The sequence below is a fragment of the Mycolicibacterium baixiangningiae genome (assembly GCF_016313185.1).
GTDB classification, from domain to species: domain Bacteria; phylum Actinomycetota; class Actinomycetes; order Mycobacteriales; family Mycobacteriaceae; genus Mycobacterium; species Mycobacterium baixiangningiae.
Genome location: NZ_CP066218.1, coordinates 5,023,104 through 5,039,224, shown reverse-complemented (window position 1 = coordinate 5,039,224; position 16,121 = coordinate 5,023,104). Strand labels below are relative to the sequence as shown.

Genomic DNA, 16,121 nt, shown 5'->3' with positions numbered 1-16,121 from the left:
CGAACAACGCTACTGCGAGCAGGGCGCGCTCCAATTCATCCGTTACGCGTATCTTTCTGGACGATTGCAGGGCACTCTCACCTTGATCGACAGAATCTCTGAGGGTGTGATTTCTGTGCCGACAGAGGATGAATTACGGGCTTATCTGCGGCGGGCCGCGCAGGAGATCCGATCCTTACGCGAGCAGCTATCTCAGGTCGGCGACTGCCAGGCGGAGCCGATTGCGGTGGTCGGTATCGGATGTCGATACCCGGGTGGCGTAAACAGCCCGGGCGACCTGTGGTCGGTCGTTGAACAACGTCGTGACGCCATATCAGGATTCCCCAGAGATCGAGCATGGGATCTCGTTTACAACCCGGAGCCGGGAGCCACCGGGAGTACGTACGTTCGCGAGGGCGGATTCCTGCACGACGCGGCTGGGTTCGACGCCGCATTCTTCGGGATAAGCCCGCGCGAGGCGATCGCGATGGAACCCCACCAAAGGCTGCTGCTGGAAGTCACGTGGCAGGCGCTCGAACATGCAGGCATCGACCCCCGTTCGTTGAAAGGGTCCGACACGGCGGTGTATACCGGCATCGTCCACGGCGAGTACGGCATTCGCGCATATCAAGATCGGGAGGGCTACGCGGGGCATCTGATGACAGGAGCCACCTGCAGCGTCGCTGCCGGCCGGGTGGCCTACGTCCTCGGTCTGGAGGGACCGGCGGTGGCTGTGGACACGGCGTGCTCCTCATCGTTGACGGCTGTGCACCTCGGGGTGCGTGCACTGCGCTTGCGCGAGTGCTCGCTGGCTTTGGTGGGCGGCGCCTCCGTCATGGCGGTGCCGAACTACTTCGTCGGATTCTCGGCGCTGCGGGCGCTGGCCGCCGACGGCCGATCCAAGGCTTTCGCAGATCATGCCGATGGGTTCGGGCCGGCGGAGGGCGTGGGTGTGCTGGCCTTGGAACGACTGGAAGATGCACGCGAGAACAGCCACCGTGTGCTCGCCGTTGTTCGTGGATCGGCGGTGAACCAGGATGGGGCATCCAACGGGCTGAGTGCGCCCAGCGGGCTTGCGCAGCAGCGGGTTATCCGGGCTGCGCTGGCGGACGCGGGAGTCGGTACGACCGAGGTCGACGTGGTTGAGGCGCACGGCACCGGCACACCACTCGGCGACTCGATAGAGGCTCAGGCACTGATGGCGACCTACGGCGAGGGCCGCAACGGTGACCCGCTGTGGATCGGTTCAGTGAAGTCGAACATCGGTCACACCATGGCCGCTGCCGGTGTGGCCGGGATGATCAAGATGATCGAGGCGATCCGCCGGGGCGTCATGCCGGCGACGCTCCATGCAGGCGTGGCATCGACGAAGGTCGATTGGAACGCCGGCGCCGTGCGGTTGCTGCAAGAGGCTAGGCACTGGGAGGAGCGGGGTCGCCCCAGGCGCGCGGCGGTCTCGTCGTTCGGCATCTCCGGCACCAACGCGCACGTCATCCTCGAGCAAGCCCCGGAGACTCAACGCTCGTCCGCTGACGCCACACCGCCGGCGGCACTCGTGTGGCCGCTATCAGCACGAACGCCCGAAGCCCTTGTCCGCCAAGCCACCCGCCTGCGCGATATGGTGGAAGGTGACCCCCACCTGGACCCCGCGGACGTAGCCGGTGCGCTCGTTCGTCGCACCGCATTTGAACACCGAGCAATCATCCTTGGTGCCGACCGCGACACTCTGACAACGGGTTTGGCAGCCATGGCCGACAGCCAGCCCAATGCCGGGCTGGTGACCGGGCATGCGCAGGCGACGGGGCGAACGGCGCTCGTGTTTCCTGGCCAGGGCAGCCAGTGGATCGGGATGGGTAGAGACCTTCTCGTTACTTGTCCGGTGTTCGCTGAACACTTGACCTCCTGTGCCGTGGCCCTTCGCGAATTCGTGGACTGGGACCCGCTCGCCGTCCTCCGCGGAGAGCCCGGCGCGCCAAAGCTGAACGCGGTGGATGTCGTGCAGCCCGTCTTGTTCTCGGTCCTGGTCGCCATTGCCGAAGTGTGGCGCTCGTTAGGGGTTGTCCCCGACGCCGTCATTGGACACTCCCAGGGCGAAGTTGCGGCGGCGTATGTCGCTGGGGCGCTGCCACTGCGCGTGGCCGCCCGAATTGTGGTGCTGCGCAGTCGTGCTGTCGCCACGTTGGCCAGTCTCGGCGGCATGGCGTCTGTGTCACTGCCTCACGACCAAGTCCGCGAACGACTTGATCGTTGGCGCGGCGAACTCGGTGTCGGCGCCGTTAACAGCCCAAAGATCACCGTGGTCTCTGGAACCACGGCAGCACTCGAAGAGCTGCTGGCCGAGTTCGACTCGGAAGGGATCGAAGCCAAACGCATCCCGGTCGACTACGCCGCACACTCTTCGCAGATCGACTTGATAAAGGACGATTTTCGAGCGGTCTTGGGAGAGATCACCCCGACCGGAGATTCGACCGTCGAGATCTACTCCACCGTCTACGGCGACATGATCGCCGGCGACATTCTCGGCGCGGACTACTGGTGCCGAAATCTACGCGACACCGTCAGGTTCGATGAGGCGGTGCAAGCGTCCTATCGGCGAGGCGTGCGCCGATACCTCGAGATGAGCCCACACCCGGTACTGACGGTCAGCGTGGCACAGAATTGCGAGGCGGTTGCCGACGAGAACGACCACTGGTTCGTCGGCAGTTCGCTGCGCCGTGAAGACGGCGGACTTCTCCGGATGGTGGAGTCAGCCGCCGAAGCCAACGCGGCCGGCGTACCCATCAGCTGGGCCAACTACGTCGGCCGCAATGGCGCAGATGTCGAAATTCCAACATATCCCTTTGCCCACGAACGTTATTGGCTCGATCCGCCTAGAAGTGCTCGCTCGGATGTCGCTGCGCTGGGGATCGGCACGTGCAAGCATCCCTTGCTGGGCGCCGTCGTTCAGCAGCCCGCGTCGGGTGAGGTGCTGTTCACCGGCCGAGTGTCACTGGAAATGCATCCCTGGCTCGCCGACCACGCCGTCGGCGATGCATTACTGATGCCGGGTACGGCACTCGTGGAATGCGCCTTGTTCGTCGGCGAACAAGTCGGTCACGGAGCCGTTCAGGAGCTGGTGCTACCGGCGCCCCTGTTCGTACCCGAACAGGGCGGGGTCGATCTACAGGTAGTTGTGGGCCGGCAGAGTGCCGCCGGCCGAACGGTGGCGGTCTATTCGCGTCCCGAGGATGCTGACACTGCCTGGAGCCTGCATGCGCAAGGCATGTTGACCCCGGCCGCACCCGACGCACCGTCAACGCCGTTCGCCTGGCCGCCCGCCGCAGCCAACAGCGTCGATGTGTCACGCGCGTACCGAACTGCCGCCGACCGTGGTTACCACTACGGACCCGCATTCCAGGGGATCCGTGCAGTGTGGACCCGAGGGATGGAAGTTTTCGCCGAGGTCGAGCTGCCGGAGCAGGGTCTCGACCAGGCGCAGGGTTTCGTGCTGCATCCGGCGCTTCTGGACGCCGCCCTTCAAACTGTCGGCTATTGCGGTCTCACCGCCGAGTCCGACAAAGTGCTGCTGCCTTTCGCCTGGGACCACATCCACGTGCGGGCGGTCGGTGCGCGACAGTTGCGAGTCTGGCTGAAGGTCATCGGCGACAGGCGGGTCGCTGTGCAGTTGTACGACCAGCACGGTGAACCGGTTGCCACGGTAAGTGCGTTGACGATGCGTGACACGCCGGTCGGCGGGTTGCGCCCTCGCGGCGCAAACATTGCCGAGCAGGCACTGTTCAGCGTGGATTGGATCCCGGTCGACGTCGAAGCTCGCGACGTGGATTGGGCGGACATCACCGAAACGTCGGCCTCCGGCGCGGCGACCCAGATCTTGCGCTGTTGTGGAGGCGGCGTCGCCGACGGTGCCACGGTGCGCGAGCGCTTGTGGGCTGTTGCCCAGCGGGTACGAGATTGGTTGGCCGACGGAGAAACTGCAGATAGCCGTCTCATCGTGGTGACGCGCGACGCAATCGCATCGGATGCCTCCGATGCCGTGCCTGACCTCGTTCATGCCGGTGTGTGGGGTTTGCTACGCAGCCTGCAGACAGAAGATCCGGGCCGGGTCTTGCTGCTAGACCTCGACAACTGGGCGTCGATGAACGCCGCAGTGCCCGCCATATTGGCGTCGGGGGAGCCGCAGGCAGCGTACCGCCGAGGGGCGCTCAGAGCGCCTCGGTTGGTCCGGCCGGACCGCGGTGCCTCGCTCGAATGGGATTCGCACCCTCCGGAGTGGTCATTGCAGTGTGCCGGTCTGGCGACTTTGAGCGCTGACAACCTGTCGGTGCAGCCGGCTGGCCTCGGTGATCTCGCGCCGAGCGAGGTGCGGGTCGAAGTCCGCGCCATCGGTGTGAACTTCCGCGATGTGCTTGTCGCCCTTGGGATGTACCCTGACCCGGGTGCCCAGATCGGATGCGAGGCCGCCGGTGTTGTCACCGCCGTGGGCGCCGAGGTTACTGGTTTCGTGCCCGGGGATCGAGTCTTTGGGATTCTGCTGGGCGTGGCGTCCAGCGTGGACGCCGACCACCGCCTACTGACCTCAGTTCCCGATGACTGGACTTTCGTCCAGGCGGCTAGCATCCCGGTGGCCTTCCTGACCGCCTATTACGCGTTGCGTGACTTGGCCGACGCCCGACCCGGCGAGCGGATTCTCGTGCACTCCGCGACCGGTGGCGTCGGCATGGCGGCGGTCTCGCTTTCCAAGGCATGGGGGTTGGAGGTGTTCGCCACTGCCAGCCCGGCGAAGTGGCCGGTACTTCGTGCACAGGGGCTCGATGACGACCACATCGCCAGTTCCCGCGATGTGGGCTTCGAGCGGAGCTTCCTCGATTTCACCGACGGCGCGGGGATGGATCTCGTGCTGAATTCCCTGGCCAACGAGTACACCGACGCGTCGCTCCGGTTGCTGCCGCGCGGCGGCAAATTCCTGGAGATGAGCCGCACGGACCTACGCGATCCAGCAGTCGTGGCCGCTGACCATCCGGGCGTCGGCTACTTGCATTTCAACACTCTGGAAGCGGGTGCTGACCGAATCCGCGAGACTTTGCGCGATGTGATGGCCATGCTGTCCGCGGGCGCGATCGACCCACCGGAGGTCTCCGCGTGGGACATGCGTCGTCTGCCGGAGGTGTACCGGTACGTGTCGCAAGCCCGCCATATTGGGAAGATCGCGTTGTCCCTCCCACGCCCGGTTGACTCCAATGGCACAGTGTTGGTCACCGGTGGCACCGGCGGCCTCGGATCCCTGCTCGCCCGGCATCTCGTGACTCGCCATGGGGTGCGCCACCTGTTGTTGCTTTCGCGAAGCGGACCGAACGCAGAGCGTGCCGACGCACTGGTCGCTGAACTGGGTGAGTTGGGCGCGCAGACCCGGGTGGTGGCCTGCGACGCAGCCGACCGCGACGCGCTGGCGGCGGTCCTGGCCGATATACCCGCCGACCGTCCGCTCACCGGGGTCATCCATGCCGCGGGTCTGCTTCATGACAGCATCTTCAGCGATCTCGGTGCGGAACACTTCGATTCGGTGGTGCGTACCAAAGTCGACGCGGCGTGGAATCTTCACGACCTCACCTCCGACAGCGACCTGGCGCTATTCGTGCTTTTCTCGTCCGCGGCCGGTGTCCTCGGTACCCCGGGCCAGGCGAATTACGCCGCCGCTAACAGCTATCTCGACGCCCTGGCCCAGTACCGTCAACATCAAGGGCTCGCGGCCACCTCGTTGGCGTGGGGCCTGTGGCAGCAGAAAACCGGCATGACCGGGCATCTGGACGAGCAGGACAACGACCGGATGAGCCGGATCGGTCTATCACCGCTCAGCTCCGATGACGGGCTGGCACTATTCGACACTGCACTGCAGACTGGGCACGCACTGCTCGTCCCCGCCCGGCTGTCGCTGGCGACCGTGGCCGACGCTGAGACTTTGCCACATCTGTACCGTGCGCTTGTTCGCGTCAGCCGCCGGAAAACGGCCGTCAGCCACGATATGGCTCAATCCAAGTTGGCCGCCCAGATTGCCGGGCGCCCGGTAGGCGAACAGGAGCGGACCATCCTCGAGTTTGTGCGCGCGCAGGCGGCGGCGGTGCTTGGCCACCACGGAGTCGGCACCATTCCACCTGATGAGCCCTTCAGATCGCTGGGTGTGGACTCGCTGACGGGCGTCGAATTTCGGAACCGACTACAGAGTGAAACCGGTCTCAAACTGCCGACCACCATAGTGTTCGATCACCCCAACGCTCACGCACTTGCGCGGTACCTGCGCACCAAGATCGGATCACAGGCGCATTCCGTGGACGGGGACATGTCGTCGAATCTGATGGAGTTGCTCACCCGCCTCGAAGAGACAACACAACGGAGCGGTGCGGACATCAGCCTCGAAGACCATACTCGTGTTGAAGTGCTGCGACGATTGGCCGCCGTACAGCAGTCTCTGCGCGGAATCGCCGCCACCACCGGGACCCCGGATCTCGATGTAGCCAACGACGAAACGCTCTTCGCCGTCATCGAAGGGCTTTCGGAGTGACCATGCAGCCCGAGCGACAGCAATTGAGCTACACGCATGGGGCGGCGACCGGCTGATATGGCGAATCAAATCGGGAGGTCGGCGTTGAAGTATTTGGGAGTGCTAAGAACATATGCCAAGTGGCAGCTTCTCATGACGCTTACCACGCCGAAATTACTGATGAGCAAGGATCCATCGGATTTCTACACCCTGCTGGGCGACGATGTCGTCGAACGATTCAACGGGAATTTCGAAGACGTCAGTAAACCGCTCTGGCTCAACATCGGCTTCTGGAAAGAAGCTCGAAGTTACCCGGACGCTTGCCGCGCGATGGCTGCATTGGTGGGCGAGGCTGCAGATCTACAAGACGCCGATACGGTCCTCGACGCGGGATGCGGATTTGCAGAGCAAGATATCTTCTTCGTCGAGGAGTTCGGCGTCAGGCGGATCGTCGGAATCGACATAACGCCCCAACACATCGAAGTCGGGCAGCAGCGCCTGCGAAACCTAGGTCTGGATGACAGAATCCAGCTCGCCGTGGGGTCCGCCCTGCGGACCGGGAATCCTGACGGCTCATTTGATAAGGTCATAGCCCTTGAGTCCGCATTCCATTTCGATACGCGCGATGAGTTCTTTCGCGAAGCATTCCGAGTATTGAGAAGCGGCGGCAAATTGGTATTAGCTGATATGCTACCTGGCGCTGGTGAGCAGTTTTCCGGGTTGATCAGGTCCCTAGCTCGCAAAAGAGCGTGTGTGCCCCGCGCTAATATGTACGACCGTGTGTCCTACGTGCGAAAGCTCACATCCGCCGGCTTCGTCGAGGCCGATGTGAAGTCCATCGCGGGATTCACCTATCCGGGAATGGCTAGATATATACATCATCGAGTCAAGAAGGGCGGCAGTTACGACGACCAGCTCGACGCGCTGAGCCGCGACGACATCGAGAATATCGCGGGGCTAGAATTATGGAAATCCAGCCTGGGGGTCAGCGACTACATCATCGCAACAGCGCGCAAGCCTTAACCGGAAAAGCCGCGGCAGCCAGTGGATCTTCGGATGTGATGCGCGTTTTGCGTAGGAGTGCCAGAGTTGACTGATCAAGCGAAACGGGACGTGGTTTGGGGCCCAAGGTTTGTGCGCGCAATCGGGCATAGGCGATTCGCGGGCCCGCTGCGGCGCTCGATTATCGCGATCGACCGTGGCCTGTATGCGGTGAGCCGCGGTAGGTATCTCACCTCGGATATGGCCCGCATCCCGAGCTTGGTGTTGCTGGTGGACTCGCCGCAGGGTGCACGCTTTGTCGTACCACTGCAGTACGTCCTCGTCGACTCGGCATTGATTGTGATCGGGACAAACTGGGGCAGGCCAACACACCCGCGCTGGACCGGCGCGAGCGAGCAATATCGTTAATCTGACTGGCGACCAATGCCTTTCGAGCGTCGACACCCAGCGCGGCTACACGCAGCAAGGCAGTGAGTGCGTTGACGGTCGCGGTTCGTTCAGTCGTCATGTGCTCACGTGCAGTGACGAGAACCCGCAATGCTGACCGGATACCGTCGTCGCTGCGCGGTCTGCGCAGCCGTTCAGGCTCGAGGGACAGAACTGCGGCAGCGATCCTGCGGGCGTCCAAAGGGGCTCTTCGGAATTTTGAGTGCATTGACGAGTTGATGTGGTGCGCCGCTGTGCAGGAGTGAGCGCCATCGGTAGTGGGTGAGGTTCCGGAATCCGAGGGCGTTGCGGCGCAGGGATTCCAGGCGGCCGTTGATTGCCTCGGTGGGGCCGTTGGAGGTGTGGTGGTCGAAGAAGGCCAGCACGTCGGCGCGGCGACGGTGCAGAGTGCGGCCCAGTTGGGCGAGTTCATCGAGGATCGTGGGGACGCCTCGGCGCAACGAGTCGATGATCGCGGTCATCATCGTTTTGCCGCGCCGCCGGTCGGGGTGGCCGTAGGCGGCGATGATGCGCTGATAGCCACTCCACGTGGCCATGACAGCGAGATGGTCGTCGTCGGCGAACACCGCTTCCAGTCGTGCCCGCTGTCGAGTGCTCAGCAGGGGAACTCGGGTGCGCAGGGTGCGGCGCACACCGTAGAGCGGGTCGCCGGTGCGGCCGCGATGGCCGCAGGTCAGCTGTTGGATGCGTTGGCGGGTCAGGTCGAGCTTGGCACCGGCCAACGCGACGACGTGGAAGGGGTCCATCACCGCGGTGGCGTCGGGCAGCTCGTCGGCCGCGGCGGTCTTGTAACCGCCGAAGCCGTCCATGGCGAATCACCTCTGCCTGGTCGCGAAACGCCGGCGACTGGTCAGCCAGCCAGGTCTTCAGTGCCGCCGCTGAGCGCCCTGCCACCAGGTCGAGCAGCCGCGCGGGTCCGGTGCCGTCGTGGACGGGAGTCAAGTCGATGATCAGGGTGACGAAGCCTGCGGTGCCGCGGCGCCGTGGTGCCCAGCGGTGTTCGTCGACGCCGATGACGCGCTCGCCGTCGAGCCGTTCGGGTCCGGCCGCAGCGATCAGTTCGGCTGCCGCCCGCATGGCGATGGTGCTCACGGTGTGCCACGACAGACCCAATTCGGCCGCGATCGCCGAGATGGTGGTTCGGTCGATCATCAACCGCCGCAACACATAGCGAGCGCAGCGACGTGTCGTCGAGGATCTCGGCGCTGCGAGCTTGCCGAGGCCTTGGTTGAACACCGTCCGCGCACACTCTGGCATTGTGCAGCGGTAGCGCGGAACGGCGACCTGCAACACCAGTGGACAGCCGGCCACCGGCAGATCGGTCAACGGCCGCACAACGGTGTCGCGATACTTGCCGTCTCGCCCGCAGTCCGGGCAGCGAGCATCCCGCGCCACCGGCGCGCAGAAGAGCGTGGTCTGCTCATCATCGACAGCGGCATCGGTGATCGTCACGCCCAACTCAATAGTGCGCATGATCGTGTCGGCGACAACAGAACGCGGGCAGGCAGTAGCCTCAGACAACGGGACCCCTCGGTGCTGTGATGACGCTAGGTGTAGGAACCCGCATCGTCACCCACCGAGGCCCCGCCTCGGCTCACCGACACGAACAAACAGCGCGGGTATCCGCAGCCCTCGGTGCACCCTTCGTTCACGAAGAGCCCGATAAAACCAACGCTCGTCGACGACACATTTGAGCCAGCCTTAACCGGCCAGTCTCTGACAACGGGGCATTACGGTGGGACATGAAGACCTCCGAGATGAAGTTGGTGCGTTCCTAGAGAGCTCGTACTTCACTCGGAGGTCTTTTTCGTGTCACCTCATCACGCCGTTACCAACGTCCGTGGTCAGTACATCTGATATGTAGAGACTTTTGTCAAGAGGGCAGGGTGAGGCGCCGCCGGGGAGCTACCCTCGACGGCGCCTCGTTGCTTCCTCGGCCAGTCTGTGTGGTGAGCGTGTCGTTGGCGACGCGCGGTCAGACTGATATACGCGGATTGGCTACCGCAGGACGGTGTTTCGGCTGGATCGCATCCGCATGTCTAGAGTCGAGCGTCACCCGCATGGGCTGCTCATAGGTGTGTCGCGGGTCGATCCACGCGCTGCCACCACGGACCTCGTGAGGAAGCAGATCAGGTGGCGGTCAGTCGTCCATGACTGCCAGCGACCAGCACCAGCCGGCCAGTTCACGCGCGACCGCGACATTGGCCGTCACGGGTCGCTTACGTCGCTCCAGGAAGCCAACCCACCTGCCATGCAGGCGGCGGTTGCCTTCGTCCCCGCGGGCGCGGGCCGCCGCAGAAGCCCGATCCCACCGCGAACGCATCACCGCACCCACGTGATATCGCGGCTTGTGATGCCACGCCGCCTCGACCAGCAGCCGCCGGACATGGGTGTTGCCGGTCTTGGTGATCGGACCCTGAGCCCGCGAGGAACCCGACGAAAACTCCGAGGGAACCAACCCGACAAAAGAGCCAATCGTGTTGCCGGTGAACCGGTTCCAATCACCAATTTCGACTGCCAACGCAAACCCGGTCAACGTGTTCACCCCCCGCAGACACGACACCCGCCGCACAATCGCGGTGAACTCACCATCGGCGGCCCTCTCCTCGATCGCTGCGTCCAGACGCCGCCGCCGGGCCTGCATTGTCAACACGTGGTCATAGTCGGCATCAAAGGCCATCCGCGTCGCCGACGCCCTGAGCTGCGGCGCGGCGACGGTGCGCAGCCACTGATCATGGGCACCGGTCCAGGCCGCCCCGCCGTAGTACACGATGCCGTGGCGCAACAGCAGCTTGGACAGGCGATGCCGAGCCCTCATCAGGTCGCCGCGGCAGTCCTCGCGGGCACGCACCAAGTCACGAGCCGCTTCCTGAGCCACGCTCGGGATCGACACCGACGTGATCTCATCCAGACGCAACAACCGGCACAGATGCAGGGCATCGCGGGCATCGGTCTTCACTCGATCTCCAGCGGGCTTCTGCAGCTTCGACGGTGCCACCACGACGCAGCGGATCCCGGCATCCGTCAACGACCGCTGCAAGCCGAAACCGGTGGGACCAGCCTCGTAGGCCACCGCCACCGGCCCCGGCAGCCCCGATATCCACGACCGGATGTGCTCGTGGGACGGGGTCAGGCGAGTCTGCTGAACCTCACCAGTCACGCCGTCGATGGCCGCTGCTGCGACCGAACGTGCATGCACGTCCAGTCCCACACTCGTACGCTCTGTAAACACCGGGGCCTCCCACCACTGTCGGATAGACCGGGCAGGCGACTCCCTACTCGGTAACCCACGAACATGGGTGAGTGGGGCCCCGGCCCGCAACCCCCGACTCAAAGCCGACGGTCACCCATACCGTCTAGTCACACCGGTATGGCGTCCTTGCGGGTGTCGGCGAGCGCGTCGAGGAACGCCCGCGCCCAGCGGTCGACGTCGTGGGCGAGCACCTGCCTGCGCAGCGCCCGCATCCGTCGCCGGCCCTCCTCGGGTTCCTGGCTCAGCGCCGCCTCGATCGCATCCTTGACGCCTTCGAGGTGGTGTGGGTTGGTCAGGTAGGCCTGACGGAGTTCGGCTGCGGCACCGGTGAATTCACTGAGCACCAGCGCGCCGCCGAGATCGCTGCGGCAGGCCACGTACTCCTTGGCGACCAGGTTCATCCCGTCCCGCAGTGGGGTGACCAGCATGACGTCGGCGGCCACGAAGTACGCGATCAGCTCGTCGCGGGGGACCGGCCGGTGCAGATAGTGCACGATCGAGTGGCCGACGTCGCCGAACTCGCCGTTGATGTGGCCGACCTGACGTTCGATGTCCTCCCGCATCTCGATGTAGCTCTGGACGCGTTCGCGGCTGGGGGTGGCCAGCTGGATGAGCACGGTGTCGTCCTTGTCGACGCGACCGTCCTCGAGCAGCTCCGAGAACGCCTCGAGGCGCACGTTGATGCCCTTGGTGTAGTCGAGCCGGTCCACGCCGAGCAGGATCTTGCGGGGGTTGCCGAGTTCGTTGCGGATCTCCCGCGCGCGCTGACGCACGACGCGGTTACGGGCCTTGGTGTCGAGTTCGGCCGAGTCGATCGAGATCGGGAACGCGCCGACCTTCACAGAGCGGAAGCCGACCTGGACCTCGCCGAACCGCGAGCGCACACCCACGCTGGCGCGCGAGGTGTTGGCGCCGGTCAACCGGCGGGACAGGTAGAGGAAATTCTGCGCACCGCCCGGCAGATGGAAGCCGACGAGGTCCGCACCGAGCAGGCCTTCGATGATCTCCGTGCGCCACGGCATCTGCATGAACAGCTCGACCGGCGGGAACGGGATGTGCAGGAAAAAGCCGATCGTCAGGTCGGGACGCAGCATGCGCAGCATCTTCGGCACCAACTGCAGCTGGTAGTCCTGCACCCACACGGTGGCGCCCTGGGCGGCGGCCCGTGCGGTCGCCTCGGCGAAGCGGCGGTTGACGTCGACGTAGCGGTCCCACCACTTGCGGTGGTAGATCGGTTTGACGATCAGGTCGTGGTAGAGCGGCCAGAGGGTGGCGTTGGAGAAACCCTCGTAGTAGTCGGCGACATCGTCGGCCGACAGGGCGACGGGGTAGAGGTGCAGACCGTCGTCCTCGATCGGGTCCTCGGGGCTGTCCGGAATGCCGGCCCACCCGATCCACGCGCCGTGGCGTTTACGCAGCAGCGGCTCGAGGGCGGTGACCAGCCCACCCGGACTTCGCTTGATCGACGTGGTGCCGTCGGGAAGACGTTCCATGTCGATCGGCAGCCGGTTGGCCACCACGACGAAGTCGGAGTCTCCGGAGCCAACGCCTGGGTCGCCCCCCGGAGCCACCTACGCCTCGAGCTTCGACGGTCCGATGCCGAGCATGGACAAGAAGACGCGACATTCGTCGGCGTCGACGGCATATGCGGCGACGACCTTGCGGGCTTGACGCGCGGTGCTGTCGGCGAGCGGCTCGACGTCGCCGATTTCAGCTGAATCAGACTGTGCAGGCATGTTCCAACTCTAGGCGACTCGCCCGCGGGGTGACGACGTGCCCACGTAGGGTGCATCTGTGGCCAACGCCGATCAGGTGACCTACGAGACACTCGACGACGGGCGCATCGCGCGGATCTGGCTGGATCGGCCGCATACGCACAACGCCCAGTCCCGCACGCTGCTGGTACAGCTCGATGAGGCGTTCGGCCGTGCGGAGGCCGACGACCAGGTGCGGGTGGTGATCCTGGCGGCGCGCGGGAAGAACTTCTCGGCCGGGCACGACCTCGGGTCGGAGGAGGCGATCGCCGAGCGCGGCCCCGGGCCCGGGCAGCATCCGACGTTCCGGATGAACGGGGCGACGCGTCCCGCCATCGCGGAGAAGATCTACCTGCAGGAGTGGCATTACTTCTTCGAGAACACTCGGCGCTGGCGGGATCTGCGCAAGATCACCATCGCCCAGGTGCAGGGGAACGCGATCTCCGCGGGGCTGATGCTGATCTGGGCGTGCGACCTCATCGTCGCCTCCGATGACGCCAAGTTCAGTGACGTGGTGGCGGTGCGGCTCGGTATGCCGGGTGTCGAGTACTACGCCCACCCATGGGAGTTCGGACCTCGCAAGGCCAAAGAGCTTCTGCTGACCGGGGATTCGATCGACGCCGACGAGGCGCACCGCCTCGGCATGGTGTCGAAGATCTTCCCGCGTGCCGACCTGGAGGACAAGACCGTCGAATTCGCACGACGTATCGCCGCGCTGCCGACGATGGCGGCGCTGCTGGTCAAGGATTCGGTCAACGCGGCCGCGGACGCCATGGGTTTCACCGAGGCTCTGCGGCACGGCTTCCACATTCACGAACTCGGACACGCGCACTGGGCGGCACACAACGAGAACCGGATGGCGGTCGGGATGCCGCCCGATGTGCCGGACTGGCGCGAGCTCGGCGCACCGAAGTCGGCCCGGCGCGACGTGCCGTGACGTATAACTAGAACGCGTTTCAGTTATACGTCTACAGACCGGAGAATCACCTTGCTGCTTTCCTTGGCGGATCGAACCTATCTGGTCACCGGCGGTGGCAGCGGTATCGGCAAGGGGGTCGCCACGGCGATCCTCGCGGCGGGCGGCGACGTGATGCTGGCCGGCCGCAACGCCGACCGCCTCGCTGCCGCGGCCGACGAACTGTCCGCCGCGGCCGCCGACGGCGCCGGATCGGTGCGCTACGAGCCCACCGACATCACCAACGAGGACGAAGCGGCCCGGTTGGTCGAGGCCGCCACCGCCTGGAGCGGCCGGCTGCACGGTGTCGTGCACAGTGCGGGCGGATCGGAGACCATCGGTCCGATCACCCAGATCGACTCCGATGCCTGGCGGCGCACGGTGGACCTCAACGTCAACGGCACGATGTACGTGCTCAAGCACGCCGCCCGGGAACTGGTGCGTGGCGGCGGGGGGTCGTTCGTCGGGATCTCGTCGATCGCGTCGAGCAACGTGCACCGCTGGTTCGGTGCGTACGGGCCCAGCAAGGCGGCGCTCGACCACATCATGAAGCTGGCCGCCGACGAGCTGGGCCCATCCTGGGTGCGGGTCAACGGCATTCGTCCCGGCCTGATCCAGACCGACCTCGTCGGCCCCATCCTGGAGTCGCCGGAGGTGTCCGCCGATTACCGCGCCTGCACACCGCTGCCCCGATTCGGGGAGGTCGAGGACATCGCGAACCTCTCGGTGTTCCTGCTCAGCGATGCCTCGGCGTGGATCACCGGACAGATCATCAACGTCGACGGCGGGCACGCGTTGCGGCGCGGACCGGACATGTCGGGAATGCTCGAGCCGCTGTTCGGCGCCGACGGGCTACGCGGGGTGGTCTGACCGCCGTCCGGCGCCGGAGGACAGCACGAGCGCCGACAGCACCACGGCGACCAGTAGCAGCGCCGGGACATCCCCCAGCAGGTGACCCGTGTCATGGCCGTCGCCGAAGGACTGCACCGCCATGATCGCGGCGTGCACGACACTCGAGCACACGGTGAACCAGATCAGGCTGAGATGGGCTTCGGGGCGTCGAGCCGCGTTCCACAGAAACACTCCGAGCGTGGCGTACAGGCCGACGATCATCATGAAGTAGTCGGACTGGTGCGGTGCGCCGGGATGCCACGCCCACCCCGACGGCCATACCACCGCCAGCGGGTAGAGCAGCAGCATCACTGTCCCGAAGACGACGAGTGCGATCTGCAGGAGTCGGTAGCGCGACGACGGTGTCATCGCGCCATTGTGAGCGTCGGTCAGGCGACGGGGCCAGGGCCGCCTGCATCCCGGGCGCTGAGAGCACTGATCGCCGACCAGTCCAGGTGTCCGCCGCCGGTGGCGAGCAACGTGAGGAACCGGTCACGCAGCAGGCTGGCGATCGGCAACGGAACCTGCAGACCCTCACCGGCTTCCAACGCCAGACGCACATCTTTGAGACCGCCCGTGGCGGCGAAGCCGGCAGGCTCGAATTCGCGGCTCGCCACAAGGCCGCCGTAGGTGCGGTACACGGGTGCGTCGAACAACGTGGACGTCAGCAGGTCGAGGTACTCGCCGGCGTCCACGCCGCCCTTGGTCACCAGAGCCATGGCCTCGCCGAGCGATTCGATCACGGAGGCGATCAGGAAATTCCCCGACATCTTCACGAGGTTCGCCGCCTTCGGTTCACTCCCCATGACGAAGGTGCGCTGTCCGACGGCCTCGAAGACCGGGGCGAGTTCGGTCAGGTCATCGGCTGCACCGGCGGCTACGACGAAGAGTTTGGCCGCGGCAGCCGCCTCGGGGCGGCCGAACACGGGTGCGGACACGAAGCGCTGACCGGCGTCGGCGTGCGCGGCGGTGAGCCGTTCGGCCAGGGCCAGGCTGATGGTCGATGACGACACGTGGAGCGCATCGGGGCCCAGGGACTCCACGATGCCGTCCGCGCCGAAGCTGACCGCTTCGACGGCCGCGTCGTCGGCGAGCATCGTGACGACGACCTCGGCCCGGGACGCTTCAGCCACCGTGCGGGCGGGGCGCGCGCCCTTGGCGGCCAGCGCGTCGACCTTGTGTTGGGACCTGTTGTAGGCGGTCACCTCGTGACCGGCGGCCAGTAGGTTGGCCGCCATCGCGGAACCCATGTTGCCCAGGCCGATGAATCCGATGTGCATAGACCACTTCTACCGGAGGTGGCGA

At 65.3% G+C, this 16,121-nt stretch carries 9 protein-coding genes and 2 pseudogenes; 4 read left to right on the top strand and 7 right to left on the bottom strand.

The genetic code is table 11. The annotated features are described in order from the left end of the window. Nucleotides 1–115: 115 nt before the first annotated feature. Complete coding sequence (locus I7X18_RS23915) at nt 116–6,535, top strand: type I polyketide synthase (RefSeq protein WP_232375317.1); 6,420 nt, start codon at nt 116–118, stop codon at nt 6,533–6,535. Nucleotides 6,536–6,667: 132 nt separating this feature from the next. After that, on the top strand, nt 6,668–7,537 hold the full coding sequence (locus I7X18_RS23910) for an SAM-dependent methyltransferase (RefSeq protein ID WP_193046477.1): 870 nt from the start codon (nt 6,668–6,670) through the stop codon (nt 7,535–7,537). Between the two features lie 653 nt (nt 7,538–8,190). Here I7X18_RS23910 and I7X18_RS23900 read toward each other — a convergent pair. The 5 genes and pseudogenes from I7X18_RS23900 to I7X18_RS23885 form a co-directional block, all read right to left on the bottom strand. Continuing rightward, nucleotides 8,191–9,436, bottom strand: a pseudogene (locus I7X18_RS23900) (ISL3 family transposase); the annotation flags it as partial. A gap of 171 nt (nt 9,437–9,607) precedes the next feature. Continuing rightward, nucleotides 9,608–9,707 (bottom strand): annotated as a pseudogene (locus I7X18_RS30145) (IS481 family transposase); the annotation flags it as partial. Nucleotides 9,708–10,103: 396 nt separating this feature from the next. Beyond that, nucleotides 10,104–11,195: an IS110 family RNA-guided transposase gene (locus I7X18_RS23895; RefSeq protein ID WP_193048678.1), complete on the bottom strand. Its 1,092-nt coding sequence runs from the start codon at nt 11,193–11,195 to the stop codon at nt 10,104–10,106. A gap of 128 nt (nt 11,196–11,323) precedes the next feature. After that, complete coding sequence (locus I7X18_RS23890; protein ID WP_193046435.1) at nt 11,324–12,787, bottom strand: alpha,alpha-trehalose-phosphate synthase (UDP-forming); 1,464 nt, start codon at nt 12,785–12,787, stop codon at nt 11,324–11,326. Next, a complete protein-coding gene (locus I7X18_RS23885) occupies nt 12,788–12,952 on the bottom strand; it encodes a hypothetical protein (RefSeq protein ID WP_193046434.1) in 165 nt (54 codons plus the stop codon). It lies immediately after the preceding gene. Between the two features lie 58 nt (nt 12,953–13,010). On the opposite strand from I7X18_RS23885, the gene I7X18_RS23880 reads away from it, so the two are divergent. Beyond that, nucleotides 13,011–13,907 (top strand): enoyl-CoA hydratase, encoded by an 897-nt coding sequence (locus tag I7X18_RS23880; protein WP_193046433.1) that lies wholly within the window; start codon nt 13,011–13,013, stop codon nt 13,905–13,907. A gap of 51 nt (nt 13,908–13,958) precedes the next feature. Beyond that, entirely contained in the window at nt 13,959–14,795 is an 837-nt protein-coding gene (locus I7X18_RS23875) for an SDR family oxidoreductase (protein ID WP_193046432.1), read from the top strand. Here the strand turns inward: I7X18_RS23875 and I7X18_RS23870 are convergent. Then, nucleotides 14,778–15,185 (bottom strand): DUF6632 domain-containing protein, encoded by a 408-nt coding sequence (locus I7X18_RS23870; protein WP_193046431.1) that lies wholly within the window; start codon nt 15,183–15,185, stop codon nt 14,778–14,780. The two genes, I7X18_RS23875 and I7X18_RS23870, sit on opposite strands and share 18 nt — an antisense overlap. Before the next feature lie 20 nt (nt 15,186–15,205). Further along, nucleotides 15,206–16,096, bottom strand: coding sequence for an NAD(P)-dependent oxidoreductase (locus I7X18_RS23865; RefSeq protein ID WP_193046430.1), 891 nt, complete (start codon nt 16,094–16,096; stop codon nt 15,206–15,208). Between the last annotated feature and the right edge of the window lie 25 nt (nt 16,097–16,121).

Excerpts from the sequence above, each read along its gene's own strand:
- I7X18_RS23910 (WP_193046477.1), top strand. The coding sequence starts at position 6,668 with ATGACGCTTACCACGCCGAAATTACTGATGAGCAAGGATCCATCGGAT.
- I7X18_RS23885 (WP_193046434.1), bottom strand. The coding sequence starts at position 12,952 with ATGCCTGCACAGTCTGATTCAGCTGAAATCGGCGACGTCGAGCCGCTC.
- I7X18_RS23870 (WP_193046431.1), bottom strand. The coding sequence starts at position 15,185 with ATGACACCGTCGTCGCGCTACCGACTCCTGCAGATCGCACTCGTCGTC.
- I7X18_RS23865 (WP_193046430.1), bottom strand. The coding sequence starts at position 16,096 with ATGCACATCGGATTCATCGGCCTGGGCAACATGGGTTCCGCGATGGCG.